The organism is Hyphobacterium indicum (assembly GCF_003129605.1).
In the GTDB taxonomy this organism is placed as follows: Bacteria; Pseudomonadota; Alphaproteobacteria; order Caulobacterales; family Maricaulaceae; genus Hyphobacterium; species Hyphobacterium indicum.
Genome location: NZ_QBDX01000004.1, coordinates 57431 through 82170 on the forward strand (window position 1 = coordinate 57431; position 24740 = coordinate 82170).

Genomic DNA, 24740 nt, shown 5'->3' on the forward strand with positions numbered 1-24740 from the left:
CCGGTCTTTTCCGGTATCGCGCCAGCCGGGGGGGAGAAGTGGCGCGAGGCGGCGCCGGGATAGCTTTCCTTGACCTGTACGGCAAGCAGTTCACGCGCCTATTTCAGGAGAGATTCCATATTGCGCTGCACCATCGGCAGCAATTCCGACTCGAACCAGCCATGACGTTTCAGCCATGCATTATTGCGCCAGGAAGGGTGTGGCAGGGGCACATATTGCGGCGCAAAATCCCGCCACGCTGCGACCGTATCCGTGACCGTGCCCTTGAAGGCATCACCCAGCACAAATTTCTGCGCGTAGCCGCCGATCAGGAAGGTCATCCGGACGTCAGGCAGCTGTTCATCCAGCGCGGCCTGCCACAGACGGGCACATCTCGGCCGCGGCGGCTTGTCACCGCCCTTGCTGTCCAGCCCCGGAAAGCAGAATCCCATCGGCGTGATCGCCAGAATGTCGGGATTGTAGAAATCGGCCTCGCTGATTTTCAGCCAGGACCGCAGCCGCTCGCCGGAGGGGTCGGTGAACGGACGGCCGGACGCGTGAACGCGGGTCCCCGGCGCCTGACCGATTATCCGGATCCTGGCCTTGCCGGAGACCTGGAGCACCGGACGGGGCTCGGGAATTTCGCCTTCACAGGCCCGGCAGGCACGGATGTCATCCAGTAATGCGGCAAGTGCGCTCATGCTTTCATCGCAATGCGGTAGACCCCTTTGAAGTTGGCCGGGTCCACAGGCTTGCCCTTTCGCAGGATATCGACCTTGCCGGCATGGGCCAGACGGATCGCACCCTGTTTCACGGCATTCAGCCGGCTGCGCCAGTTTTCAGGATCAAGAATCCGCGCGGCCTCAGTCGGGCAGATTGACTTGCCAACGCCCCTCGCCTCTACAAGAGACAGGATGGCGGTATCGACCGTGTCATCATTCATGAGCGCTTTTTAGCCTGCGGAAACCGGAATGCGAAGAGATCACCGCCCCTACTGGATGCACGCCGCCTGGGAAAGTTTTGAAAACGCCTGGGCGCGGCATTTTCTTGCCCCGCATTTCGTTCGTCTCGGCCCGGCGGCCAAGCTGACCCAGCCTTGGCATATCGAGGTATTCGGTCCGAACATCTCCGTCGGAACGGCTGTGCATATTGTCGCCACCGCTGATCAGAATGTGCGGCTGACCGTCTGGTCCCCGTCGGACCAGGGTGGCAATATTGAGATCGGCGATGCGGTCTTCATCGCACCGGGCACCCGCATCCAGGCAACAAAATCCATCACGATCGGCCATGCCTGCCTGTTTGCCGCCAACACGACGGTGACCGATAGCGACTGGCACGGGCTCTATAACCGCGTCGATCCGGCTCCCGAGGGCCGCCCTGTGACGCTGGGTGACAATGTCTGGGTCGGGGATGGCGCTTTCATCGGCAAGGGCGTCACGATTGGCGCCAATGCCGTGATCGGCGCACGATCCGTGGTGACACGGGATGTCCCGGCCTTTGCGGTCGTCGCGGGTGCACCCGCCCGGATCGTGAAAATGCTGGATGAAAACACACCCATGCAAACCCGGCTCGACCTCGTGGGTGAAAGCCGGACGCTCTCGAAATTCATGGACGATTCCTACCGCAAGGCGCTCGCGGGCAATTCCACGCTCGGCTGGCTAAGGTCGAAATTCTTTCCGCGCCGCGGCGACTAGGGTCCGCCCCTAGCCAAACAGGCTTTGTGGCAGCACACCGATCACCGCACCGGTCATCAGGGTGGCGAATGTCCCGGAGATCAGGGCTTTCGGCGCGAGGCCGAGAATGTCCTCGCGGCGGCTTGGCGCAATGGCGATCATGCCGCCAATCAGAATGCCCACGCTGGAAAAATTGGCGAAGCCACACACGGCATAAGTCATGATCAGATAGCTGCGCGGCGACAGCGCATCACCTAGCGAGCCGAGGCGTTCATAGGCAATGATCTCGTTGAGCGCCGTTTTCAGCCCCATCACCGCTCCGGCGTCCGTCGCCTCGGACCAGGGTATGCCGGCCAGCCAGACAATGGGCGCGAAGACCCATCCCAGGATGCGGTCCACCGAAAGCGGCGCGCCGCCAAAGTCCGGCAAGGCGCCGAGCATCATGTTCACCAGAGCGACCAACGCGATGAACACCAGCAACATGGCGATGATATTGATGAACAGTTTTACGCCGTCGGTCACACCCGTCGTCAGGGCGTCCATTGATGAATGATAGACGGTGGTCGGGATTTTTTCGGACGATCTGTCCTCGTCGCCATCAGCGTCGGCGGGATGCATCAGCCGGGCCAGCAGAACGGCTGCCGGAATGGAGATCAGCGAGGCCGTCACAATATGACCGGCCGCGCCGTCGATGACGCCACTGAGCTGGCCGACATAGACCGCCATCACCGATCCGGCGACGGTGGAAAAGCCCACCGTCATGATCAGGAACAGATCGCTGCGGCTGATCTGCGGCATGCGCGGCCGGATCAGCAAGGGAGATTCGGTCATGCCCAGAAAGATGTTGGCTGAAGCCCCGAGGCTCGCTGCACCGGACAATCCCAGCGTCTTGCGGAAGGCGAAGGCAAATCCGCGGACCACGAATTCCAGAATGCGCCACCGCCACAGAAGCGCGGAAAGCGCCGACAGGACAATAACCATCGGCAGGGCCTGGAAGGCGAAGATAAAGGCGCGGCCGGCATTGGCCTCATCGACCACAAAGGGAGCAGTGCTGCCTGACAGATAGCCGAACACGAAGTCCGCGCCCTCCATCGTGGCCGCCTGGAGTGCCTGGACGACACCGGTCAGCGACCCCAGAAAGGCGCGGGTCGGCGCAAAGGAATAGAGGATGATTGCGATCAGGAATTGCAGCAACAAGGCGCCGGCAATGAGCTTCACGGGTATCGCTTTTCGCGGCCCCAACAGCCAGCATATCGCGATGAAAGCGAACAGGCCGAAAAAGCTGCGCAGCTGCAGACCCAGATCTTCCATGGAATCCCCCCAACCGGATGACGCAACCTATTCGCTCTTCCGGCCGGCGGGCAATGCTTGCGCGCACGGCTGGCCGCGCTAGACAATTGGCCAATGAGTATCTGGACACCCTGCATCAAGGTCTGCTTCGTCGATCCGGACGCGGAAATTTGCGTGGGCTGTTTCCGTACCTTGCCGGAACTGGCGCAATGGACACGGTTTTCAGATGCCGAACGCCAGGCAATTGGCGCTGAATTACCCGAGCGAAAAAAGCAATATCAGGAAAAGAAAGCCGGATCGTCCTGACGATTTAACCGCCGGCGAAAGCCTCGCGCAGCAGGCTGAAAGCGGTTGCGATCAGTCCGAGTGCAAACAACCGGCGCAGCAGTTTTTCCGGCAGGGTGTGCGCCAGCTTTGCGCCCACAGGGGCCACAAAAAAGGCGGATGCGGCGAGAATCAGGAATCCGAGCCCATCGACATAGCCGAGCGATGTTGGCGTCCGGCCCGGCTCGTCCCAGCCCCAGATGATGAATCCGAGTGCGCCCGGTACGCCGATGGCCACACCAAAACCGGCAGCCGTCGCAACGGCTTGACGGATGGACTTGCCGCAAAGCGTCATCAGGGTAACGCCAAACACACCGCCGCCAATCCCGAGAAGCGAAGACAGGCCGCCAATCAACGCCCCCAGTCCTGCACGCAGAAATCCGCCCGGCATCGTTTCGGCCAGCCGCCAGTCGGGACGGCCGAAGAAGAATTGCGCTGATAACAGCAATGCCACAAACCCGAACAGCCCGGTCAGGCCCCGGCCGGGAATGATGTCAGCCACAAAACCGCCAATCAGCGCCCCCGCGACAATCCACGGCGTCCAGGTCTTCAGGATATCGAAGTCGACGGCATTGTGACGGGCATGTGCCGCAACCGAGCGCAGCGAGGTTGCGACAATAACCGCCAGCGACGTGCCCACCGCCATATGCATACGCGGCCCGTCCTCATAGCCCAGCGCGCCCAGCACGAAATAGAAGGCCGGCACCATCACAACGCCGCCGCCGATGCCGAACATTCCGGCGATCAGACCCGCAAACAATCCGGTGGCGACCAGCGCACCGGCGAGCCCGATCAGTTCGCCGCTCATGCAGAGGCCATGGCTGGTTGTGTGGCCGCCAAAGCCTCACGGACCACGTCGAGGCCGGCACCGTCCCTGACCGCATTTTCAGACAGGATACGCCGCCATTGCCGTGCCCCCGGCCGCCCGTGAAACAGGCCCAGCATGTGGCGTGTCATGGAATGCAGGCGCATGCCGGCCTCCAGCTGGCGCTGGATATAGGGCAGATAGGCTGCCACTGCCGCGTCCGGCGATGTCACCGGATTTCCTGCGCCATAAACCGCATGATCCACCCCCGCCAATTCCCACGGCGTGTGATAGGCTGCCCGGCCGAGCATGATGCCGTCAAGATTTCCCTGTGCCGCCAACCCGCTTTCCAGCGTCTCCAGCCCGCCATTGAGAATGATCTCCATATCCGGAAAAGCGGCTTTCATCTCATGCACGAGATCATAATCCAGCGGCGGAATGCTGCGGTTTTCCTTGGGGCTCAATCCCTTCAGCCACGCTTTGCGGGCATGGATGATAACACTCCGTATGCCGCGTGACTGAACATGGGACAGCAAATCCGGCAGAGCGTCGCGCGGCTCCTGGTCATCCACCCCGATACGGCATTTCAGCGTCACCGGAATGGCAATGGCTTCCTTCATTGCCTGCAGGCAATCGGCCACCAGTTCCGGTTCGCGCATCAGGCAGGCACCGAACCGCCCCGATTGCACGCGGTCAGACGGGCAGCCGGCATTGAGATTGACCTCGCAATAGCCGCGATCCGCGCCAGTGCGCGCCGCCTTTGCCAGCTCGTCGGGATCAGATCCGCCCAATTGCAATGCCACAGCTTGTTCGGCTGGATCAAAACCGATCAGGCGCTCGACATCGCCATGCATGATGGCGGCGCTGGTCGCCATTTCCGTATAAAGCAGGGCATGACGGGTCAGGACACGGTGGAACGACCGGCAGTGGCGGTCCGTCCAGTCCATCATCGGTGCCACGCAAAAGCGGCGGTCGGGAATGATTGCGGTTGTCATTTGCGCTCACATAGCGCGCGCCGGCAAAATCAACAAACCGTACAGACGGCTTAACGCTGTTCTAAGGCTGGTCGAATAGTCTTGTTCCGAGTGACTGGAGCAGACCGCCATGGCCAAAGCCGTCTTTCACAAGCATCAGCGCGTTTTCGTGCGCCCGGTAGGCACCTGGGCCCTGATCGAGCAGGTCAAACCGCATTGGGTCAAGGGCATGGATGAGCCCGTACGAATTTCCTATGATTGCGGACTTGGCCGCGATTTTTCGGCCGAGGAACTGGCTGAAGAAGAGCGCGACGATACCGGAGCCGGCCGCTGGCGTCTGATGCGGGCAAGAAACAAGTGGCAATCGGCAGATGAATGCGCCCATCATCCCTTTCCCGGCACCTTCCCGATTGTCGTGACCGATAAGCAGGACTGGGGTGGATGGCGGGTTCCGGGCGCTGAATACGATCGTGATCCGCAAATGATCGAATTTCAGGCCCGTTTGATCACCGCCGCCCCGGCGCTGATGAAGCTGGCCGAAAAGCTCGCCGAGCAGGCTGAAAAGCCGGACGACATGCCTGACGATCTCAGAAACCTCGTTGAGTTTGCCCGGGATACGATAAAGCGGATCAAGTCACGGCCATCAGATAGTGTAAATACGGCTTCGCGCGCTGCTTAACGTCAGCCTAACCGTTTCGTGCTAAATGGATCTTTCAACGAGCTACGGTTGGACAGATGCCTGCAGATCTGAGCAAACTTTCATTCCTGATTATCGACGACAATGCGCACATGCTGAAGATCGTCCGCACTTTGCTGAACGGGTTTGGTGTCCACAAGATCTATGATGCCTGTTCGGGTCAGGAAGCGCTCGAGATTCTCAGGAATGAATCCATCGACATCGCGATACTCGATTTCCAGATGGACGGAATGGACGGGCTCGAACTGATCAAATACATGCGCGATGAAAACCGCATGGAAAATCCGTTCATGCCGATCATCATGTTGTCCGCCTATGCCGAAAAAACCCGCGTTCTTGCAGCGCGCGATGCAGGGGCAACAGAATTCTGTGCAAAACCGATCACGGCAACCGATCTCTATCGCAAGATCGGCGCGGTCATTGACCGGGCGCGGCCCTTTGTCCGCACCAAGGTATTCTTTGGCCCGGACCGCCGCCGTCACGATCCAGACAAGTACAAGGGACCGGAGCGCCGGTCCGACGACCCGGCACAGCCCAACGTCGCCTGATTTTCTGGCTCGATATTGCCGGTCGACAGCCTGCCGGTTGGGTCTCTAATCTGGGCGGAATGATTCGCCGCGATTCAGCCCCGCCTGCAAAGGCCAGAAAAGTTCGCCCTGCACCGCGAACCAAGACCGCGACGCCGCAGGCCGCCAGCTTCTCGGGCGAAGGCAGGGGTGTCGTCTGGATCGTCCTTTCCGTCATTCTCTTCACCGCCATGTTCGGCGGCGTGATCGGCTTCAAGCTTTATCAGGAAAGCGTGGCCACCCGGTTCGATGCGCAGGAAAGGCATTCCCGCGAAGCGATCTACCGTGCCGATGGAGCGACCGCCGTCCTCCGCGAAACACTGACCGCGGTCAGTGTTGCGATCACCGATGCACGTGAAATCCCGGCCGAGGATTTCCCGGCAATCTTGAACCAGAGGCTTGAGCCGGTCCGGTCCATCAATGCTGTACGCGAAGCCGTCTATCTGGCCCCAGGTCAGGATGTTCCGGGCGAGCTTCAATCACTGACCGGTACGGCCCTGACTTCACCGTCTGGTCTGACATCCGTGATTTCAAATGCTGACGGCCTTCCGGAAATTGCGGCGGCCATTCCGGTACTGACCCAGTCGGGTGAGGTCGGCGCTGTGTTGTTGCGGCTCGATCCGGCCGCGCTCCTGCCCACGGCCGATCCGGCACATGTTGCGATATTGATCGGCGAGGATGGACGCGCGCTGGCCATGCAGCCGCCGCGCTCGGATGGGCTGTTTGCCGAACCTCTGGCCCGGCGTTTCGGCCTTCCTGACGGCACGGTGCGCCAGATCGCACAGAGCGGAGAAGCACTGACCGATGTCCGGATCGGCGAACGCGAAATGGTGCTCGCGGCAGCCCCCCTCCCCTTTGAGGGATTGACGGTCGCCGTTATCGGCACGCCGAATATCAATCAGGGAGCATGGACACGGACCCGCATTCTCTATGGTCTGCTGTTTGTTGCGCCGGTCATTTTCGCGATCGGTCTTTCCGCCGCGTTGTCGACACAGATGAACAGCCTCAAATCGGCCCGCCTGGCCCTGGGCGATAGCGAGAAACGCTTCCGCCTGGCCATCGAGGGCGCGCGATGCGGTGTCTGGGACTGGGACCGCAAGCGTGACACGGTCTACCTCACGGATTCCTTTGCGCGGATCATCGGACGGGATGAAGCCATGATGCTGTCCGGATCTGAATTCCTGTCCCTGTTCAACCAGAATGACCGCCAACGCATTGCCGCCGCCATTCGCGGCTCCAGCAAGGCCGGGGATATCGACATCGAAGCCCAGGCCCGCAGCCTGCCGGTCTGGTTTCATTTGCGCGGCCGCCCCTGGGGCGAAATGCAGGACGGCACGACTGACAGGCTGGTCGGTGTCGCCATCGACATTACCGAACGCAAGGGCGCGCAGGCCAGGGTCGCGGCGGCAGAAAACCGGTTGCGAGCCGCACTTGAGTCGATGTCGGAATCCTTTGTTCTGTGGGATCCGCGGCGCCGTCTGGTGATGTGGAACCGCAAATTCCGCGACTTCTTCGATTTTACGGAAAATGGTCTCAAGCCCGGAATGTCCTACAGCGATGTCGAAGCTGGCGCTGGCCGGGCCATCCGTTCGGTGCAGGGCGGAACCAATTCCGGTGAAGCCTATGAAATGGAATTGAAGGATGGCCGCTGGCTTCACTATTCCGAACGCGCGACCAGTGATGGCGGCCTCGTCAGTGTCGGAGCCGATATCACTGATCTGAAAAACCAGGAACGCGCCCTCAAGGATTCCGAACAACGCTTGCGCAATACGGTGGAAGACGTGCGCCGCAACCAGCAACGCATCGCCGAGCTCGCCAACAAATACGAGCAGGAAAAGATCCGTGCCGAGGAAGCCAACCGGTCAAAGAGCGAATTCCTCGCCAATATGAGCCACGAATTGCGCACGCCGCTCAACGCCGTCAACGGCTTCTCGGAAATCATGTTGCGCGAAATGTTCGGCCCGTTGGGCGATAATCGCTATGTCGACTATGTGAAAGACATCCACACCTCCGGCCAGCATTTGCTGTCGCTGATCAATGATATCCTGGACATGTCCAAGATCGAGGCCGGCAAGATGCAGCTCCAGAAGGAGCCGGTCAGCCTTGCCGATATTGTCGAGCAGAGCACGCGGCTCGTGAAGGCCCGCGCCGACGAGAAATCCATCCGCCTGATCATCGAGCTCGACGACAGCATACCGGACATGACGGCCGATCCGCGCGCCTTCAAGCAGGTCATTCTCAACCTCCTCTCCAATGCCGTGAAATTCACCCCCGAGGAAGGCCGCGTCACTGTCCGCAGCTTCGAGTATCAGGGCCGCCTCGCCCTGCAGGTCGCCGACACCGGCATCGGCATTCCCAAGGAAGACCTGCCGCGCCTCGGCCGGCCCTTCGAGCAAATCGAGAGCCAGCACTCCAAGAGTCATCAGGGAACCGGGCTTGGCCTCGCCCTGTCCAAGTCCCTGGTCGAGATGCATGGCGGCGAAATGAAGATTGACAGCGAACTCGGTGAAGGCACCACGGTCACCATTATCGTGCCGTTTGACGGCGGCGAAACCGGAAATGCCGACGACGATGACTTAGCAGATTACAGATTCCGGGACACCGAAACTGACGCCGCCTGATCAGAAACCGCCACCCGGCGGCGCCCCCGGCCGATCAGCCCCGTGGCGGCCGCCGCCATGCCTTGGCGGACCGCGCCGGCCGGCGTCCAGCGCCTGCAGACGCTGCTCTGGTGGCATGTCCGCCACCACATCCAGCACAATGGCTTCAAATGCACGCTCGATGGCAAAGCGCTGCTCACGTAACTGATTGAGCGCATCGGCAGCTTCCGCTGCATCATATGGCGTGGCCGACAGGGCCTGCTCGGCCGCCAGTTGTGCGGCGCGGGCGTCCATCATCAACTGACGGATGAGTTCGCGATCCTGCTCGAAGCGTTGCCGCGCAATCTCGCGCTGTTCAGCCGGCAAATTGTGCATGAAGGCGCGGATATTGAAGCCTCGTCCCTCGCCCCGCCATTCACCTCGGGGAGGCGGGCGGTGACCCTCATGTGGCAAAATGGTCCCGATACGCGGGCCACCGACAACCTGGTGCAGGACCAGGCCGGTCATTACACCATTCGCCGTCAGCGAAATCAGCAAGGCAATGATCCAGGGCAAAGCGCGTGTCATGCATCACTCCAGTCCAGCGCCGACCAGTCTTCTTCAAGACCGTCAAAGGCATCGGCATATTCAATCGAGGTTTCATCGCTGAACGGTGCCGGAACAAAGGCACCGCCCGCAAATCCGCCCGCCATCCCGATCACAAGCGCAGCCGCGGCCGCCATGGCCGGGCGCCGCCAGTCAGCATCGAAAGCCGGCTTCGGGAAAGACCGCATGATCCGGTGTGCGAGCAATTCACTGCCATCGGCGTGCCTGGCGGTCTCCAGCAAATCGTCGAGTTCTGATGCGTCCGACAGAATGTCGGCAGCAGCCGGTTCCGCGCGCAGGAAAGTGTCCGCATCCGCACGGAACGCGTCCGGCCAGCGCGACAGCTCACCGCCCCAGATTTCCGCCAGATCTTCAAATCGTTTCCTGTCCATCACATCACCTCCGGCGTTGATCCTGCCGCTTCCGACAGGCTGGACATCAATTCTTCGCGCTGTGGCATCAGCTTTGCCTTCAATTTCCGCCGGCCTCTTGCCAGCAGGGATTCAAGCGCGTCCACACTGATTTCCAGCTTATCCGCGGCTTCGATATTGCTGTAATCCTGAAAATGGCAGAGCTCCAGCGCCAGTCTTTGCCGCTCCGGCAACGCCGCAATGGCGGCCATGACACACAGCCCGGTCTCGCTTGCAATCAGAGCATCAACTGCCGTCACGGCGCCATCCCGCAATTCTGGCGGCGATTCCATCAGGGCCTCACGCTTCTTGCGCAAGCGGTCCAGGCAGAGATTGGTTGCAATCCGGCACATCCAGCTTTCCAGCTTTGCCTGACCCGGCTGCCAGTCCGGCGCAGCCTTCCAGGCACGAATGAAAGTGTCCTGTGCAACATCTTCGGCCTCGACCGGGTCACGTAATATCCGGCGGCCAATGGCCAGAACCTGACCCAGCGACCGCTCCATCAATTCCCGTCCGGCAGTCTTGTCGCCCGAAGCGATCCGGCGCATCAGCGCCGCATCAGCCTCGTAATCAACCGGATGTGTGCCGTGTGGGGGTCTAGGCATACGTGATCAGCACCCTTTCTCCCCGCACAGCACACGGTCGGTTAGTCACGCCACCAGAAGATGCGGTTCTCACGGCGATTACGGCCGGATTCGACGGCCGCATCGAGTTCGTCTGGCGTGATCACATTATCATCATTTGCATCCAGACGCTCGAACATCGGGTTGTCACCGCCGAGAAATTCCTCGCGCGAAACCTCGCCATCGCCATTGGCATCGCGATCCTGATGCCCGCGGCCCATGCGCCCGTGACGGCGGCCGCGCGCTTCACCCGATGCCTCATGCAGGGCGGCGAGCCGCTGGTGCATGGGCGACCGGTCAGCGTCGGACAATACGCCATCACCATTCCGGTCCATCCATTCGAACATTTCAGCCTGCAGCGCATCGACCTCGGCACGCGTGACGGAATTGTCGCCATTGGCATCTGCCGCCTGAAGCATCATCAGCGCCCGGGCCGGACCGTGGCCGCCCTGACCGCCATGTCCGCGATGCTGCGCATCTGCAGCTGCGGCAAAAACAAGTGTGCCGGCAATCCCGGCAAGTATGAGGGAGGATTTCATGTCAGTCTCCAGATTGTGGCCTCGCACTCCATTCAACGAACCGCGGCGCGCAATCCGTCGCATCCTCCTGCATTTTCCCGAGGCAGATTTCGAATATCCTGCGGACTTCATCTGCACGCGTCTCCACGAGCTCGCCGAGCGCATGGATGTCGGCCTGTTCCGCAACCCCGGACAATCGCTGTGCAAAGGCTTTCGACGCGGAATTGGGATCAAATCCGCTGCCGTGTGCGGTCCGGATAATCTGCGACAGGTTGAGCCATAATCGCATGGTCTGGCGCAAGGACTGTGCTTCGGCGGCAGTAAGCAATCCTGCCGATTCCAGGGATGTGATCTGGGCAGCCGTATTGGCACAGCGTTGATACTGGCCCTGTTGCGCCAGAAGGAGCTGTCCCGTCTGGGCGATGAATTCTATGTCCAGAATGCCGCCGGGCCGCCGCTTGACGTCCCAGGCGCCCTTTGCCCGCCTTTCACGCTCCATACGGCGGCGCATATCAAGCGCGTCATCGACGATCTGGCGCGGATCCAGCTTGTAGGTCAGCGCTATTTCAATATCGGCTGCTATTCGATCACTCATTCCCGGTGATCCGGTGATTACGCGCGCGCGGGTCAGTGCCATTCTTTCCCATGTCCATGCGCTCTCGCGGTAGTACTCACCAAAGCTGGACAGACGCACGGCGACCGGCCCGGCCTTGCCGGATGGCCGCAGCTGCATGTCGGTTTCGTACATGCTGCCTTCTTCCGTGGGAGATGACAGTGCGCTGACCAGGCGCTGGGTCAGGCGGGTGAAAAAGGCCGGAGCATCACTCTCCCGCCCATCGGCCGGATCATAGATCATCATGATGTCGAGGTCGGAATCCGCGGCCAGTTCATGACTGCCAAGCTTGCCCAGGCCCAGCACCGCAAATTCACCGGGAGGCGGGCCGTACCGGTCAGTAACCTGTTCCAGCGCAACATCGGCCATGGCATGGATCGCAATGTCTGCCAGCCGTCCAAACGCCTCGCCGGCGGATTCCGCATCCGCGCGCCCGACCAGCAATTGCGATCCGATACGGAAGCGCTCCTCCCGCACCAGCCGGCGGCCGCGATTCATGGCGTCCTCTGCATCCCTGGCTTCCGACATCTGGAACGCCATGCGCCTGGCCTGCTCATCGGGATCATCATTGCGCAAGGGCTGGGAAAACCGGGCATCCAGCATGACATCCATGACAGCCGGCCGTTGCGCCAGCGTTGTCGCCATGCGCGGGGCAAGCCCGATGATGGCAACAAGTTCACGCGCCAGATCCGGCTCGTTCTCCAGCATGGTCAAAGGCTGGACGCCCATCGGCAAGCCTTCAATGAAAGCTGCGAAACGTGTGAAGGCCGAATCCGGCTCGCTTGTGTCCGACATCGCCCGCAGGAGACGCGGTGCCACTCGCGTCAGAACCTGACGGGCACGGTTGGTGCGCAGGGCACGGGCTTTTCCGGCGAGCCAGGAATTCATCCGCGACCAGGCCGTGTCGGGAAACTGGAACCCCAGCGCGGACAGCGTCTCCAGCGTTTCCTTCGTCGGCTCCACGCCCGTAAAGATCAGACTGCCGCATTCATCCGCCAGACTGTCCTCATGCGAGAATTGACGCGAAAACGCAGCGTGTACGCTCTGCAGTGTTTCGACGACAGCAGAGTCCAGCTCGGCCAGCGATCCAAGTCCGGCCAGATGGGCAATGGCTGTCCGGTGAGAATCATCGGCCGGCAAGGTCTGTGTCTGCTCGTCGGCCACCATCTGGATACGGTGCTCCACTTTCCGCAGAAAGCGGTAATTGGCCTGCAGGGATTCGGCACTCCCGGTGTCGACAATGTCGGCAGCGGCCAGTGCCGAAAGCACCTTGTATGGCGAGGTCAGCCGCAGTTCCGGCATGCGCCCTCCCATCACCAGCTGCGGCACTTGAGCAAAGAATTCGATCTCCCGGATGCCACCCCGGCCAAGCTTCAGGTCATGACCGCCGGGACGGATGCGTGCGCGGTCACCGACCGACTGGATCTGCCGCGCCAGCGAATGAATGTCTTCAACTGCGGCATAATCCAGCGTCCGCCGCCAGATGAAGGGCCGCATGTCCGCAAGAAATGCCTTCGCCGCTTCCTGATCTCCGGCACAGGGTCTGGCCTTGATATAAGCCGCGCGCTCCCAGTTCTGCCCGAGCGATTCATAATAATTCATCGCCGCCGTGATCGACATGATGGGCGGCGTGGCAGACGGGTCCGGCCGCAGCCGCAAATCCACGCGGAAAACATATCCATCCGGCGTATTCTCCTCCAGCAAGCGGACAAGCGCCTTGATCAGGCGCGGCAGACGCTTGCCGGGATCCTCGGCGACCGGCCCGGAGAGGTGATCCGGATCATAAAGCGCCACCAAATCGATATCGCTCGAGAAATTGAGCTCACTCGCACCCAGCTTTCCAAGCGCCAGCACAAACACGCCCGGTAACGGATTGGCCGGATCGGTCCACGCGTCATATTTTCCCGCTTCGGCACCGAAACGCACGAGCCCGGCCAGCCCGCCCCGGATACAGGCATCGGCAAATCCCGACAGCAGAGCGGCGGCATCCATCACCTCGATCGCGCCGGAGATTTCGGCCAGACCCAGCGCGAAATGCGCATCGCCCTTGATCTGCCGCAGACCGGCCGCGAGCGCGGCCTCGCCGGAGGCCTGTCTTGCCAGACCGTCAATATCCGCCGTCAGGCCGCCAATAATGGTCTGCACATCCTGTTCCGCCAATTGCGCCAGCAGCGCAGCGCGGCTCCGGGCCAGCCGGGCCAGATAGGGGGAGTTGGCAAACACAGTATCAAGAAACCGCGCTTCCGCAGCCGGCAATCCATCAGGATACCGGCACGGCCGTTCGCCCAGATCGGCGGCAGGTCCATCAAACGCCCGGAGCGAAAAGAGGGTGTCAGCATGAGCCATGGACGAAAGCCTTACTGCTTCGCGCCGAAATTCAAGCCTTCAATTCGCTGGCCGGGAATATCATGGCTATGCGCAAGCCCGGCCCGTGACCGTCAATGCCGCCAGCGCCTTCCTCGAGATGCAATTCAGCACCATGAACATCGGCAATCGCCTTGACCAGGCTAAGCCCGAGACCGGAACCGGGCTGATTGCGCGACTTTTCCAGCCGCACAAATCTCTGCGTGACACGCAACCGGTCCGCCTCGGGTATTCCCGGTCCGGTATCGGTCACGGAAATCTCGGCCCGTCCATCACTGCACCGGCGCAACCGCAACTGAATGGCACCGCCGGCCGGTGTGTATTTCACCGCATTGTCCAGCATGTTGGCCATTGCCTGTGAGAACAGGCTCCGGTCGCCGCAAATTTCCAGGCCTGGCTCGACCTGCATGCCAAAGCTGTGACCGCTGTCCTCGCACACCGGCTCGTAGAGCTCGCCCATATCCGACACCAGCGGCGCAGGGTCAAACCGCTCGAAAGACTCCCGCCGGTCACCCGCCTCGATACGCGAAATACTGAGGATCGCATTGAAGACGCCCAGCAATTCATCAGAGTCTGCAAGCGCCTGTTCCAGCGCGGCCTGACGGCTCTGCCGTGTGCCGCCCTCGCGCAGGGCATCTTCCATACGATTGCGCATGCGGGTCAGCGGAGAGCGTAAATCATGGGCGATGGAATCCCCGACATTGCGCATCCGGTGCATCAACTCTTCCAGGCGCTCCAGCATGGCGTTGAAGTTCGCGGACAACTCGTCGAGTTCATCGCCTGAACCATTGCGCGGCGCACGCGGCGACAGATCGCCGCCCTTCACAGTCCGGGCCACGGTATTGATCGCATCGAGGCGGCGCGAAAAACGGCGGCTGACGACAACGCCGGAGGCGATACCCAGCGCGATGACCAGTCCCGAGGCAATAAGGATCGCGCGCAACATGCGGCCAATCAGCCGGTCCTCGTCTTCAAAATCAACGCCGATAAAAACCGAATACCCATCGCCGATTTCCAACAACCGGGCCCGGGCCCGGCGGCTGTCACGCGCCTCGTCGGCATCCCCCGCAGGCGCCCGCCCATAAACAAAATCCAGCCAGCCCTCACTGTCGGGCTCGACATCCGGCATACCGTTCAGATTACCGGACAATAGCCGCCCATTCGGATTGATCAGGAGGTAGAGAAAGTCGCTGCCGCCAACCGTGCGCTGCAGGATATAGCGATTGACGCCATCAATGCCGGAGTCTTCGTACCGGCGCTCGATAGCCACAAACTCATCGACGATGACGGCATCGGTCCGACGCAGGGCGGCTCCCGCCGATGCGGCGTAGACGAATGCCAGAATCAGAAAGCTCGACAGGGCAAACAGCGCCGCCGACAGAAGAGTCAGGCGGAAAGCGGTCGTTCTGACGAATGACGGCAGGCGCCGTTCCATGATCTCGCGCTCCGGGCTTATGCCTGAAGGCGATACCCTGCCCCGCGTACCGTGTGAAGCAATGCTTCATCAAACGGCTTGTCGATTTTCGAGCGCAGCCGCGAAATATGGACATCAATCACATTGGTCTGGGGGTCGAAATGGTAATCCCAGACCTTCTCCAGCAACATGGTCCGCGTGACCACCTGACCGGAATGCTTCATGAGAAATTCAAGCAGACGGAATTCACGCGGCTGAAGCAGAATTTCCTCGCCGCTGCGGACAACCGTCCGGGCCAGAAGGTCCATTTCCAGGTCTCCGACCACCAGCTTGGTCCGGACGGTTTCCGGATCACGGCGCCGTGCCAGGGCCTCGACCCGGGCCAGCAGCTCGGCAAAGGCATAGGGTTTGACCAGATAATCATCGCCCCCGGCCTTGAGGCCTTCGACGCGATGGTCCACCTCGCCCAGCGCGGACAGGATCAGCACTGGTGAGGACACGCCCTCATCCCGGAGGGATTCAATGACCGAGAGCCCGTCCAGCTTCGGCAGCATGCGGTCGACGACAAGAATGTCGTATTCTGCCGAGCGGCCCATGGCGAGGCCTTCCTCGCCGTCGGCCGCATGATCGACCACATGGCCACATTCCTTGAGGCCCTTGCGGATATAGTTTGCCGCTTCGCGGTCATCCTCGATGATCAGAATACGCATTGTCCCAACCTTTCTGCTGATAGCCTCAGACGCGGTCCAGAGTCAGCGCGACATAGCGCTGGCCGCTCGCATTCTGAACAAGAACAAGAATAGCGCTGCGGCCATCTTCTCGGGCGTCATCAATGGCCGCTTGCAAATCATCCACGTCCGTCAGCGTTTCACCGCCGGCCTCGAGCAGCACATCACCTGTACGCAAGCCTTTCTGCGCGGCTTCGCTATCGGGCTGGAGCGCGACGATAACCAGGCCGCGATCGGATTCCACACCGGGGCGCGCCGCCATCTCATCATCAGCAGGACGGACCTGCATGCCGAAGAAAGCCGTCTCCGGTTCGATCACACCACTTTGCTGCATGGTATCCAGATCGGTCTCGGCAGGCCGGTCGCCCAATGTCGCGCGCAGGACAATCTCGTCATTCTCGCGGATGACGTTGAAGGTCACTTCCGTGCCGGCACCGATACTGCCCACACGGCGGGTGAGATCCGCGGAGCTTTCAACGCTCTCACCATTCACGGCGGTGATGACGTCCATGCGTTCAAATCCGGCACGGTCGGCCGGGCCGCCAGCGACAATGGAGGAGACGAAAGCGCCTCGCTGCTCGTCCAGCCCGAGGCCTTCAGCGATATCATCGGTCACATTCTGGATCTGGACACCCAGCCAGCCGCGGGCAACGCGCCCGTCCGCCAGCAGCTGATCGACAATATTCGCGGCGATATTGGACGGAATGGCAAAGCCGATGCCGACATTGCCGCCGGACGGCGAAAATATCTGCGAATTCACGCCCACGACCTCACCATCAAGGCTGAAGGTCGGGCCGCCGGAATTGCCGCGATTGATCGGCGCATCAATCTGAAGAAAGTTGTTATAAACATTTGTCGGAAGCTCTCGGCCTGTGGCCGAGACAATCCCCGCTGTTGCCGTTCCGCCAAGACCGAAGGGATTACCAACGGCGACAACCCAGTCACCCACGCGGATCGTGGGATCGCGGTCCAGGGTCACAAACGAAAACTCGATTTCCTCATCCGTATCGAGGCGCAGCAGCGCAATGTCGGTCAGCGGATCGGTACCGATCACTTCAGCCGGATATTCCTCGCCATCTGACAGGGCCACCGTAATCTCTGTGGCGTTCTCGACCACGTGATTATTGGTGACGATATGGCCTTCGGCCGAGATGAAGAAGCCGGACCCGAGCGAACGGCCTTCACGCGGCTGTTGCGGCTGATTCGGGAACTGGCGCTCGAACCATTCGCGGAATTGCGGCGGCATGCCCTCCATGTTCGGGACAACACCGCCCTGCATGCCCATGGGGGCCGTGATTCTCGCATTGATCGAAACCACAGACGGGCTGACCTCTTCGATCAGATCGGCAAAGGACATCGGGGCTCCGGCAGGGACGGCCGCGGAAAAACGCGGGGCGGGCTCATCCTGTGCCAGCGAGACCGGCGCGGTCAGGGTGAGGGCCAGAGCCGTGGCGGGAAGCATCGATACAAGGCGAAGTCTTGAAAACATCTGATTTCGGTCCTCTTGCGGATTTATAGGTCGGCACAAAGTCTGCGCCGCGACGGATATCTTCGAGATGTCCGCTTTCTTACGAAAACATTACGAATGGTAGACCGCCTCACTCAATCGGCAAGTTTGGAACGCACCTTGACCTCGGAATGCAGCGTCTTGTGAACCGGACACCGGTCCGCGATTTCCATCAACCGCTGGCGTTGATCAGCATCCAGATCGCCTTCCAGCCGGATGGTTTTCTCGAACACATCAATCTTCGCATCCTTGCCTTTTTCGCAGCTTTCACAATCGTCGGCATGGCTCTTGTTGTGCACGACGGTCACCGTCACCCGCTCCAGAGGCAGCTTTTTATGGCGCGCATACATGCGCAGCGTCATGGAGGTGCAGGCGGCCAGCCCTGCCGACACATAGCCATAGGGTGTCATGCCTGAATTATCGCCGCCCACCGAGGCCGGCTCGTCGGCCAGCATCGCGAAGTCCTGATTGACCACCCAGTTCTGGAATTGTCCCAGCCCGGTTTCCTGAACAACGACGCCATCCTTCACCGCTTTGGGAGGGGCCGGGAGCGGATCGGGAGCGGCGTACTTTTCGGCCCAGGCCGAGATGACGTCGGCCACATGATGGGAATCCGCTTCCTGCGTCAGAAGGTGATCCGCATCGTCGAGGCTCAGGAAGCTCTTGGGATGTCTGGCCGCGACGAAGAGGCGGGACGCATTCTCGATACCGACTGTCTCATCAATGGGAGAATGACAGATCAGGACGGGCCGTTTCAGATCGCGCACCGCATTTTCCAGCGTATGGCCGGAAATGTCCTCGAGGAACTGCTTCTTGATCGTGAAGGCCCGGCCGGCCAGCGATACAGTCGCTTTTCCGTTTTCCTCGATTTCATCCACGGAATCACCAAATTGACCAACAATGTGATCCGCATCCGCCGGCGCGCCAATCGTGGCGACCGCCTTGACCGACTGGATCCGGTGGGCGGCGGCAATCACAGCCGAGCCGCCCAGGCTGTGACCGACCAGTATGGCCGGCGCTTCATAGTCGCTGGCAAGATGTTCGGCCGCTTTGACGAGGTCATCGATATTCGAGGAAAAATTGGTATTGGCAAAATCGCCTTCGGATTGACCCAGACCGGTAAAATCAAACCGCAGGACGGCGATGCCTTCCTGGGCCAGCCTGCGCGCAATGCGCGAGGCCGCATGGACATCCTTGGAACAGGAGAAACAATGCGCAAACAGGGCATAGGCGCGGGGTTTGCCCTGGGGCAGCTCCAGCCTTGCGGCCAGCGTGTCGCCCATCGCCCCCTTGAATTCGACTTTTTTTGATTGCGGCATGAATAACTCCTCGGTCCTGAAGAAGGATTTGGGCGCTATTGCTGCACGCTGCAAGTCAATCCTCGATAACGCCTTCGTCAGCGCTTCCTCGACGCCAGGCCGATCAGCACGCCACCAGCCAGCAAAAGCACCAGCGGCGCGAGATAGAGAGGAAGGGTCTGCCGCGTCAGCCGCGGCCGCATCAGCACTTCATCGCCATATCGCTGTGCCAGGGCAATCCGGACAGAATCGGGCTCGGCCCCGGCGGCAATCTGGGTCCGCACGAAGAGCCTCATATCCTGCGCCAGCGCGGCATCGGAATCGGCAATGGACTGGCCATCGCACACCACGCAGCGGATTTCCTGCATCAGATGCGCGGCCTCCATCTCCTGGGCCGGCGTGAGCTCGGCAGATTGCAGTAACAGCACGGCAGCCAGCATCTGGATCATGACACCATCCCCTTCTGCCGCCGGCTCATGGCGCGGCCAATAGAGGCCGACGTGCCGCCCAGCACAATCATGATGGCGCCCAGTCCGAGCAGCCAGACCATCGGATTGAACGTTACCCGTACTTCATAGGCGATTTCGCCACTGTCGCGGGCCCGTGGTTCGCCAAGAGAGACGTAGAGATCGCCGCCCAGGCCGGACCGGATCGCAACTTCCCGGGTGGTCGTGTCCGCCGCAGCATAATAACGCCGCTGCGGAAGCAATTCCGAGACGCGCCCGTTTTCAACAACGATCCGCGCCTCGTCGGCAAGGTAATTGGGGCCATCCGCGCGCCGCACTCCGTCAAGCGTCAGGGTAAAACCCGGGATTTCGATCTGCTCGCCCTCGGCCAGCGCCCGCACGGTCTCGGGCCGCCCCGTGGAATCGGCCACCGCACCCAGCGCCACGGCGACAACCCCGGCATGCGCCAGAACCCGGCCTGTCAGGCTAAAACGGGCTGCCGCGCCCTGCAGAACACGATGGTACCAGAGATCCGTTACAACGCCGGCCAGCGTCCAGCCGGCAAAAGCCGCTGCAGCGATGGCCACCGGCGAGGCTTCGATCAGAAACGCCCACAATCCAGCCAGCACACCCGGCAATATCCACAGCGTCGAGCGCACGGCCAGACGCCGGCTGAAACCGTCCTTTTTCCAGGGCAGGAACGGGGCGATGGGCAGCAATATCAGGAGCGCAGCGAGAAACGGGGTTGCGGTCGCATTGAAATAGGCTGCGCCGACAGACACACCGCTAACGCCGAATGCCGTCATGACCAGCGGGTACAGCGTTCCGAACAGGACGGTTCCGGCGACGGCGGCGAGCAGAAGATTGTTGACGCCAATAAAGGCTTCCCGGCTGGTCAACGCAAACCCGTCCCCATGACCCAGCCTGCCCGACCGGAATGCGAACAGGGTCAACCCTCCGCCCGCGAGGATCGTCATGATGCCCAGGATCCACAGGCCGCGCTCGGGATCGAGCGCAAACGCATGCACCGATGTCAGAACACCCGAACGCACCAGGAAGGCCCCCATGGTCGACATCGTGAACGCCATGATGGCGAGAAAAGCGGTCCAGCCCGCAAAATTGCCCGACTTCTCGGTGGCGATGGCCGAATGGATCAGGGCCGCGGCGACCAGCCAAGGCATGAAGCTGGCATTTTCCACCGGATCCCAGAACCACCAGCCGCCCCAGCCCAGCTCGTAATAGGCCCACCACGCCCCCAACGCGATACCGGCCGTCAGAGCTGTCCAGGCAAAGAGCGACCATGGCCGCAATGCCGCTGCTATGGCACGGCCGCCGCGTCCTTCGATCAACCCCGCCACGGCCAGCGAAAAAGCCGCCGACAGGCCGACATAACCGATGTAGAGCGTGGGCGGATGGATGGCGAGCGCCGGATCCTGCAGGATCGGATTGAGGTCCGCCCCCTGCACAGGAACGTCCAGCAAGCGGTCAAACGGGTTGGAGGCGAAGGCCAGAAAGCCGAGGAAGAGAATCTGCAATCCGCCCTGGATCGAGACAGCACGGTTTTTCAGCTGCTCGTCCTGCCGGAGCGCAAAGCGGGCCAGCGCCGCGCCGACACCGACCAGCATCACACACCAGAGCAGCATCGAGCCTTCATGCCCGCCCCAAGCGGCCGCAATCTTGTAGAAGAGCGGTTTGTCGACATGACTGTGCCCGGCAACATAGGCGACCGAGAAATCCGATTGCAGGAACAGGATGATCAACAGCCCGAAAGCGATCACGGCCGCCGCAAGCGCACCATAGGCCGAACGCGCCGCGATCCGCATGGCTGGCGCAGATCCAGTGGATGCGGCCCGCCATCCGGACAGCAATTGCAGGATGGACAATGCGAACGCCAGCGCGACCAGAAAACGCCCGATTTCGGCGATCATTGTTCACCCTCTCCCTGCCAGACACCGCTTTCACGCAGCGCCTCGGCCACTTCGGGCGGCATATAGGTTTCATCATGCTTGGCCAGCACCGTACTGGCCTCGAAATCGCCGGACGGTATGAAGGCCCCTTCCACGACGACACCCTGACCTTCCCGGAACAGATCCGGCAAGGATCCGTCATAGACGACGCGGATCGTGGCCGCCCCGTCCGTCACGACAAAATTCGCGCCGCCTTCGGCCGGGCGCTCGACGCTGCCATCTTCCACGAGGCCACCGATGCGGATGCGTTCTCCGAATCCGGGATGCTCCGCGGCAACCTCGCTCGGGCTGTAGAACAGCACGATCGCGTCACGCAGTGCGATCAGCGCCAGCCCGACGGCTGCTACCAGAATCACACCGGCAATGGCGACCATAATCAATCTTTGCGACCGGGCTCTCATTCACCTTGTCCTTCATCCGTTTGCAGCGCAGCTGCCAGCAAATCGAGAATGGTCATGGCCCCCTCACGTTCGGCAAACCGGTCTCGCGCCGCCTGCAAGGCATCCATTCCGCCCTCATTATCGCCCAGCATTCCGCGCACCCGGATAAGCCGCAGATGATCGGCAAAACCGGCGTCACCGGCAGCGACGCGCGCTTCCAGACGCTGCACCATATCGGCAATACGCTGCCGTGGATCAAAGTCTTCTGATGCCGCAGCAGCTTCGACGGCCTCGGCATTCACCTGCGGCTGAGACAAGAGCTGGAATACCTGCTCGGAGATCAGGATTTTATACGGGTCACGATCATCCAGACGGGCGATCAGATCCAGCCAGATCGTCTCCGCAGCATCGATATCACCGGACTGGAATGCCTGCAGGCCGAAGAAAAATCCGGGCTCCGGCAGGGCCGCGTCCATACGCTGCGCCTCCTCGAAAGCCGCCCGCGCTTCATCGGTCACCTGACCATCATTCAGGTTTATGAAAGTCTGGCCGAGGTCGGACAGCGTTCGCGCATTCAATTCCAGCCGCAAGGACCGCTGGAACGCATTGATGGCTTCCAGTTCGCGCTCCGACCGTGCGAGCATGCGGCCCAGTTGCGCCCAGGCCGCAGCATCGGTTTCATCCGTGCGAAGGATGTCCCTCAAGCGCTCCATTTGGGCAGCTTGCCCGAGCGCTTCAGGATTTGTGGCCATACGTTCGGCGGCCGCTTGTTGATAGGGCACGCCCGGCGCTTGCGGCTGTGCCCCGGCGAAATAGGTCGCGCCCGCCACACCCGCCAACCCGGCAAGGATGGAAGGGGCCAGCCAGCGCGGCCGCAGGCGCGCGGCAGGCCAGACGGCAAAACCCGCGAAAACGAAAGCGGTCACCGCCAGTATGATGGCAAGCAGGATCATCTTTGCGCCCGCCTGAAAATCAGGGACAGATTATTGGCCGGCATTGCGATCCGCTTTTCCAGGTGAAACCCGTTCTGCTCAAACAGCTGAGTGACATCCTGGAGCGCCCGGACGCCCCATTGCGGATTTCTGGCCTTCAGGCTGGCGTCAAACTCCAGATTGGACGGCGCAGTGTCTGCTCCCTCCAGAAACGGTCCATAAAGAAAAATCCGCCCCTCCGGCACCAGAATGTCAGCCGCGCCGCGGGCCAGTCCTTCGGCGGTCTCCCAGGGAGAAATATGAATCACATTGCAGCACACAAGGGCATCAAATGCAGGAAGCCCCTGTGTCCAGCCGACTGCCGATACATCCAGCTCAAGCGGTGCCTTCAGGCCGCTCGTCTCCCGCGCGCGAGCTGCCTGACTGCGCCGCGACAACTCATCCGGATCGCTTGGAGTCCATTGAATATCCGGCCTTGTGCTGCAGACGGCCTCCCCGTGCTCGCCCGTGCCCGATCCGATCTCCAGCACACTCGCATCAGGTGGAAGAACGGGGCTCAAAACATCCGCAATAAGTGCAGAATTGCGGGCGGCGCTCGGAGAATACAGCTTCTCATCGGCGGATTCCCGCAATTCCATCGCAATCGGTTTTTCCGGGGGGCGTTTATCCATACCTGCGGGATAGGCAGGACGGGCAGCCAAAGCAAGCCGATTCAGGCTGCGTTTGCGCGAACCGCGACACTCCGCCGCTGGATGAGATCAGCGTTTTCATCGTCCTTGAAGGCGTGCATGTAACGCACGATGAGGTCGAGCGCAGCGGACGCTTTGCCGGCATCCTCACCCTCTGCCGCCCGCAGAATTTCGAGATAGGCACGGGCCGCATCATCCAGCTCCTGGCGCACATAGTCAGCGGCATGTTTCTGAGCGCTGCCCACAGCGGCCTGCGATGACCATTCCGATGCCAGTGCCAGAAACCGCAAAGCCGCTTCCGCTTTCAGAATTCGCTCTTCCTTTGGCATTGATCCCGGCCTGGCGAGGCCACGATGCCCCTTGGCGACATGCGGGATGGCCCGGACAAATTCCTTCTCGACCTGCTTGAAAAACTCGTCCAGCGCGCTCGAAGCCTTGGCGCGTGTCGCAAAAAGCGTCTTCCCCCAGCGGCCATCCTTGCGGATACCGAATTCTCGCGTCATCCCGACAGATATCTTGGCGAATTCTTCCAGGGCACGCCCGGCCATCTCGGCTTCGTCCAGAGTGGCGGGAGGCTGATCGAATTTTCCTGCATAAAAGTCGGCATTGGCAAGAACCAGGTCGCCGACATCGGCGAGGTCGGTCTTGGAGACGAGCGCATCATCGCTGCGCCGCCCGATTTTCTCGACCACGCGGAATATTTGGGCCGTCCGGGTCAGACGCGCGGTGAGAATCTTGAGGAACCACAGGCTGGCGTCCGGCGCATCGGCACATATCCGGTCATATGCATCCCGTGCCTGAGTGACGCTCTCTGGCAAGAAGTCCGTTATTTTCTTGTCGAATGGCTTGAGCGCATCGGTCAGCTGGGCGTCATGGGAAAGCAGACAGGCGGCATCCACAATCAGCGAGGCGTAATCCGTGCCCAAGACCTCCGTCAGCCTGGTCCTCAGGGATTTGTCGGTTTCTGCCTGCGCGATCAGCGCCTCGATACGTTCAGCCGCCTGATTGCGCCAGGATTGCATGGCGTCCGGATCGCCTGGATCAGCGGGCATTTGCAGCGATTCCAGACCGGCTTCAGCGTCCAGCACGGACAGGGTTTCTTCGGTGAATCGCGAATGCGTCGGAGGGTCGGACGCGTGCCCCGTAACATCATCAAACACACGGAATAACAGTTTGTGGCGATCACCCTGGCAATCACCGCCGCTGCGCCGGGCGTCCAGACTTTTCAGCGTTTCGGCCAGACGCCCTTTATCGCCGGCCGCCACAAGCAGTTGCCTGCGGACATGATCCGGCAATCCCGCCCATAACGCGGAGAGGCTTTTCAGCTGTTTTTCCGTTAACGGCTTCATAGTGTGCAC

The 24740-nt window shown here is 61.2% G+C and carries 25 protein-coding genes; 5 read left to right on the plus strand and 20 right to left on the minus strand.

Going from position 1 to position 24740, the window contains the following annotated elements; translation table 11 throughout:
• Positions 1-98: 98 nt before the first annotated feature.
• Positions 99-680: a uracil-DNA glycosylase family protein gene (locus DBR16_RS08190; protein WP_109260784.1), complete on the minus strand. Its 582-nt coding sequence runs from the start codon at positions 678-680 to the stop codon at positions 99-101.
• A complete protein-coding gene (locus DBR16_RS08195; RefSeq protein ID WP_109260785.1) occupies positions 677-922 on the minus strand; it encodes a DUF3253 domain-containing protein in 246 nt (81 codons plus the stop codon). Before DBR16_RS08195 ends, DBR16_RS08190 begins: the two co-directional genes overlap by 4 nt.
• A gap of 28 nt (positions 923-950) precedes the next feature.
• On the opposite strand from DBR16_RS08195, the gene DBR16_RS14175 reads away from it, so the two are divergent.
• Positions 951-1673: an acyltransferase gene (locus DBR16_RS14175; RefSeq protein WP_109260786.1), complete on the plus strand. Its 723-nt coding sequence runs from the start codon at positions 951-953 to the stop codon at positions 1671-1673.
• A 9-nt stretch (positions 1674-1682) separates the two neighbouring features.
• Here the strand turns inward: DBR16_RS14175 and DBR16_RS08205 are convergent, their stop codons facing one another.
• Positions 1683-2963, minus strand: a complete 1281-nt coding sequence (locus DBR16_RS08205; protein ID WP_109260787.1) for a NupC/NupG family nucleoside CNT transporter — start codon at positions 2961-2963, stop codon at positions 1683-1685.
• A gap of 93 nt (positions 2964-3056) precedes the next feature.
• On the opposite strand from DBR16_RS08205, the gene DBR16_RS08210 reads away from it, so the two are divergent.
• Complete coding sequence (locus DBR16_RS08210; protein ID WP_109260788.1) at positions 3057-3248, plus strand: DUF1289 domain-containing protein; 192 nt, start codon at positions 3057-3059, stop codon at positions 3246-3248.
• A 4-nt stretch (positions 3249-3252) separates the two neighbouring features.
• Here DBR16_RS08210 and DBR16_RS08215 read toward each other — a convergent pair whose 3' ends face one another.
• On the minus strand, positions 3253-4074 hold the full coding sequence (locus tag DBR16_RS08215; RefSeq protein ID WP_109260789.1) for a sulfite exporter TauE/SafE family protein: 822 nt from the start codon (positions 4072-4074) through the stop codon (positions 3253-3255).
• Complete coding sequence (dusA, locus tag DBR16_RS08220) at positions 4071-5066, minus strand: tRNA dihydrouridine(20/20a) synthase DusA (RefSeq protein WP_109260790.1); 996 nt, start codon at positions 5064-5066, stop codon at positions 4071-4073. The genes DBR16_RS08215 and dusA overlap by 4 nt, the downstream gene beginning before the upstream one ends.
• Before the next feature lie 109 nt (positions 5067-5175).
• Here dusA and DBR16_RS08225 point away from each other — a divergent pair, with 109 nt between their 5' ends.
• The 3 genes from DBR16_RS08225 to DBR16_RS08235 are packed head-to-tail and all read left to right on the plus strand — an operon-like array spanning position 5176 to position 8929.
• Positions 5176-5724: a hypothetical protein gene (locus tag DBR16_RS08225; RefSeq protein WP_109260791.1), complete on the plus strand. Its 549-nt coding sequence runs from the start codon at positions 5176-5178 to the stop codon at positions 5722-5724.
• Between the two features lie 56 nt (positions 5725-5780).
• Positions 5781-6290, plus strand: a complete 510-nt coding sequence (locus tag DBR16_RS08230; RefSeq protein ID WP_109260792.1) for a response regulator — start codon at positions 5781-5783, stop codon at positions 6288-6290.
• 59 nt (positions 6291-6349) lie between these two features.
• Entirely contained in the window at positions 6350-8929 is a 2580-nt protein-coding gene (locus tag DBR16_RS08235) for a PAS domain-containing sensor histidine kinase (protein WP_109260793.1), read from the plus strand.
• Here DBR16_RS08235 and DBR16_RS08240 read toward each other — a convergent pair whose 3' ends face one another.
• The 15 genes from DBR16_RS08240 to DBR16_RS08310 form a co-directional block, all read right to left on the minus strand.
• Positions 8930-9475: a periplasmic heavy metal sensor gene (locus DBR16_RS08240; RefSeq protein ID WP_109260794.1), complete on the minus strand. Its 546-nt coding sequence runs from the start codon at positions 9473-9475 to the stop codon at positions 8930-8932.
• Complete coding sequence (locus DBR16_RS08245) at positions 9472-9885, minus strand: hypothetical protein (RefSeq protein WP_109260795.1); 414 nt, start codon at positions 9883-9885, stop codon at positions 9472-9474. The genes DBR16_RS08240 and DBR16_RS08245 overlap by 4 nt, the downstream gene beginning before the upstream one ends.
• Positions 9885-10508 (minus strand): RNA polymerase sigma factor, encoded by a 624-nt coding sequence (locus DBR16_RS08250; protein ID WP_109260796.1) that lies wholly within the window; start codon positions 10506-10508, stop codon positions 9885-9887. Before DBR16_RS08250 ends, DBR16_RS08245 begins: the two co-directional genes overlap by 1 nt.
• Before the next feature lie 41 nt (positions 10509-10549).
• On the minus strand, positions 10550-11065 hold the full coding sequence (locus DBR16_RS08255; protein WP_161539447.1) for an EF-hand domain-containing protein: 516 nt from the start codon (positions 11063-11065) through the stop codon (positions 10550-10552).
• A 1-nt stretch (position 11066) separates the two neighbouring features.
• Positions 11067-14003 carry a bifunctional [glutamine synthetase] adenylyltransferase/[glutamine synthetase]-adenylyl-L-tyrosine phosphorylase gene (locus DBR16_RS08260; protein ID WP_109260798.1) on the minus strand — a complete coding sequence of 979 codons (2937 nt, stop codon included), beginning with the start codon at positions 14001-14003 and terminating at the stop codon, positions 11067-11069.
• A gap of 31 nt (positions 14004-14034) precedes the next feature.
• Positions 14035-15456: a sensor histidine kinase gene (locus DBR16_RS08265; protein ID WP_109260799.1), complete on the minus strand. Its 1422-nt coding sequence runs from the start codon at positions 15454-15456 to the stop codon at positions 14035-14037.
• A gap of 17 nt (positions 15457-15473) precedes the next feature.
• Positions 15474-16145, minus strand: a complete 672-nt coding sequence (locus tag DBR16_RS08270) for a response regulator transcription factor (RefSeq protein ID WP_109260800.1) — start codon at positions 16143-16145, stop codon at positions 15474-15476.
• A gap of 25 nt (positions 16146-16170) precedes the next feature.
• Positions 16171-17652 (minus strand): Do family serine endopeptidase, encoded by a 1482-nt coding sequence (locus DBR16_RS08275; protein WP_109260801.1) that lies wholly within the window; start codon positions 17650-17652, stop codon positions 16171-16173.
• 113 nt (positions 17653-17765) lie between these two features.
• Positions 17766-18989 carry a bifunctional alpha/beta hydrolase/OsmC family protein gene (locus DBR16_RS08280; protein WP_109260802.1) on the minus strand — a complete coding sequence of 408 codons (1224 nt, stop codon included), beginning with the start codon at positions 18987-18989 and terminating at the stop codon, positions 17766-17768.
• Between the two features lie 77 nt (positions 18990-19066).
• Complete coding sequence (locus tag DBR16_RS08285; RefSeq protein WP_109260803.1) at positions 19067-19417, minus strand: cytochrome c-type biogenesis protein; 351 nt, start codon at positions 19415-19417, stop codon at positions 19067-19069.
• A complete protein-coding gene (locus DBR16_RS08290; protein WP_109260804.1) occupies positions 19414-21342 on the minus strand; it encodes a heme lyase CcmF/NrfE family subunit in 1929 nt (642 codons plus the stop codon). Before DBR16_RS08290 ends, DBR16_RS08285 begins: the two co-directional genes overlap by 4 nt.
• Positions 21339-21782 carry a cytochrome c maturation protein CcmE gene (ccmE, locus tag DBR16_RS08295; RefSeq protein ID WP_109260805.1) on the minus strand — a complete coding sequence of 148 codons (444 nt, stop codon included), beginning with the start codon at positions 21780-21782 and terminating at the stop codon, positions 21339-21341. Before ccmE ends, DBR16_RS08290 begins: the two co-directional genes overlap by 4 nt.
• Positions 21779-22714, minus strand: a complete 936-nt coding sequence (locus DBR16_RS08300) for a tetratricopeptide repeat protein (RefSeq protein ID WP_109260806.1) — start codon at positions 22712-22714, stop codon at positions 21779-21781. Before DBR16_RS08300 ends, ccmE begins: the two co-directional genes overlap by 4 nt.
• Complete coding sequence (locus DBR16_RS08305) at positions 22711-23364, minus strand: DUF938 domain-containing protein (RefSeq protein WP_109260807.1); 654 nt, start codon at positions 23362-23364, stop codon at positions 22711-22713. The genes DBR16_RS08300 and DBR16_RS08305 overlap by 4 nt, the downstream gene beginning before the upstream one ends.
• A 41-nt stretch (positions 23365-23405) precedes the next feature.
• Positions 23406-24731: a hypothetical protein gene (locus DBR16_RS08310; RefSeq protein WP_109260808.1), complete on the minus strand. Its 1326-nt coding sequence runs from the start codon at positions 24729-24731 to the stop codon at positions 23406-23408.
• Positions 24732-24740 lie beyond the last annotated feature (9 nt).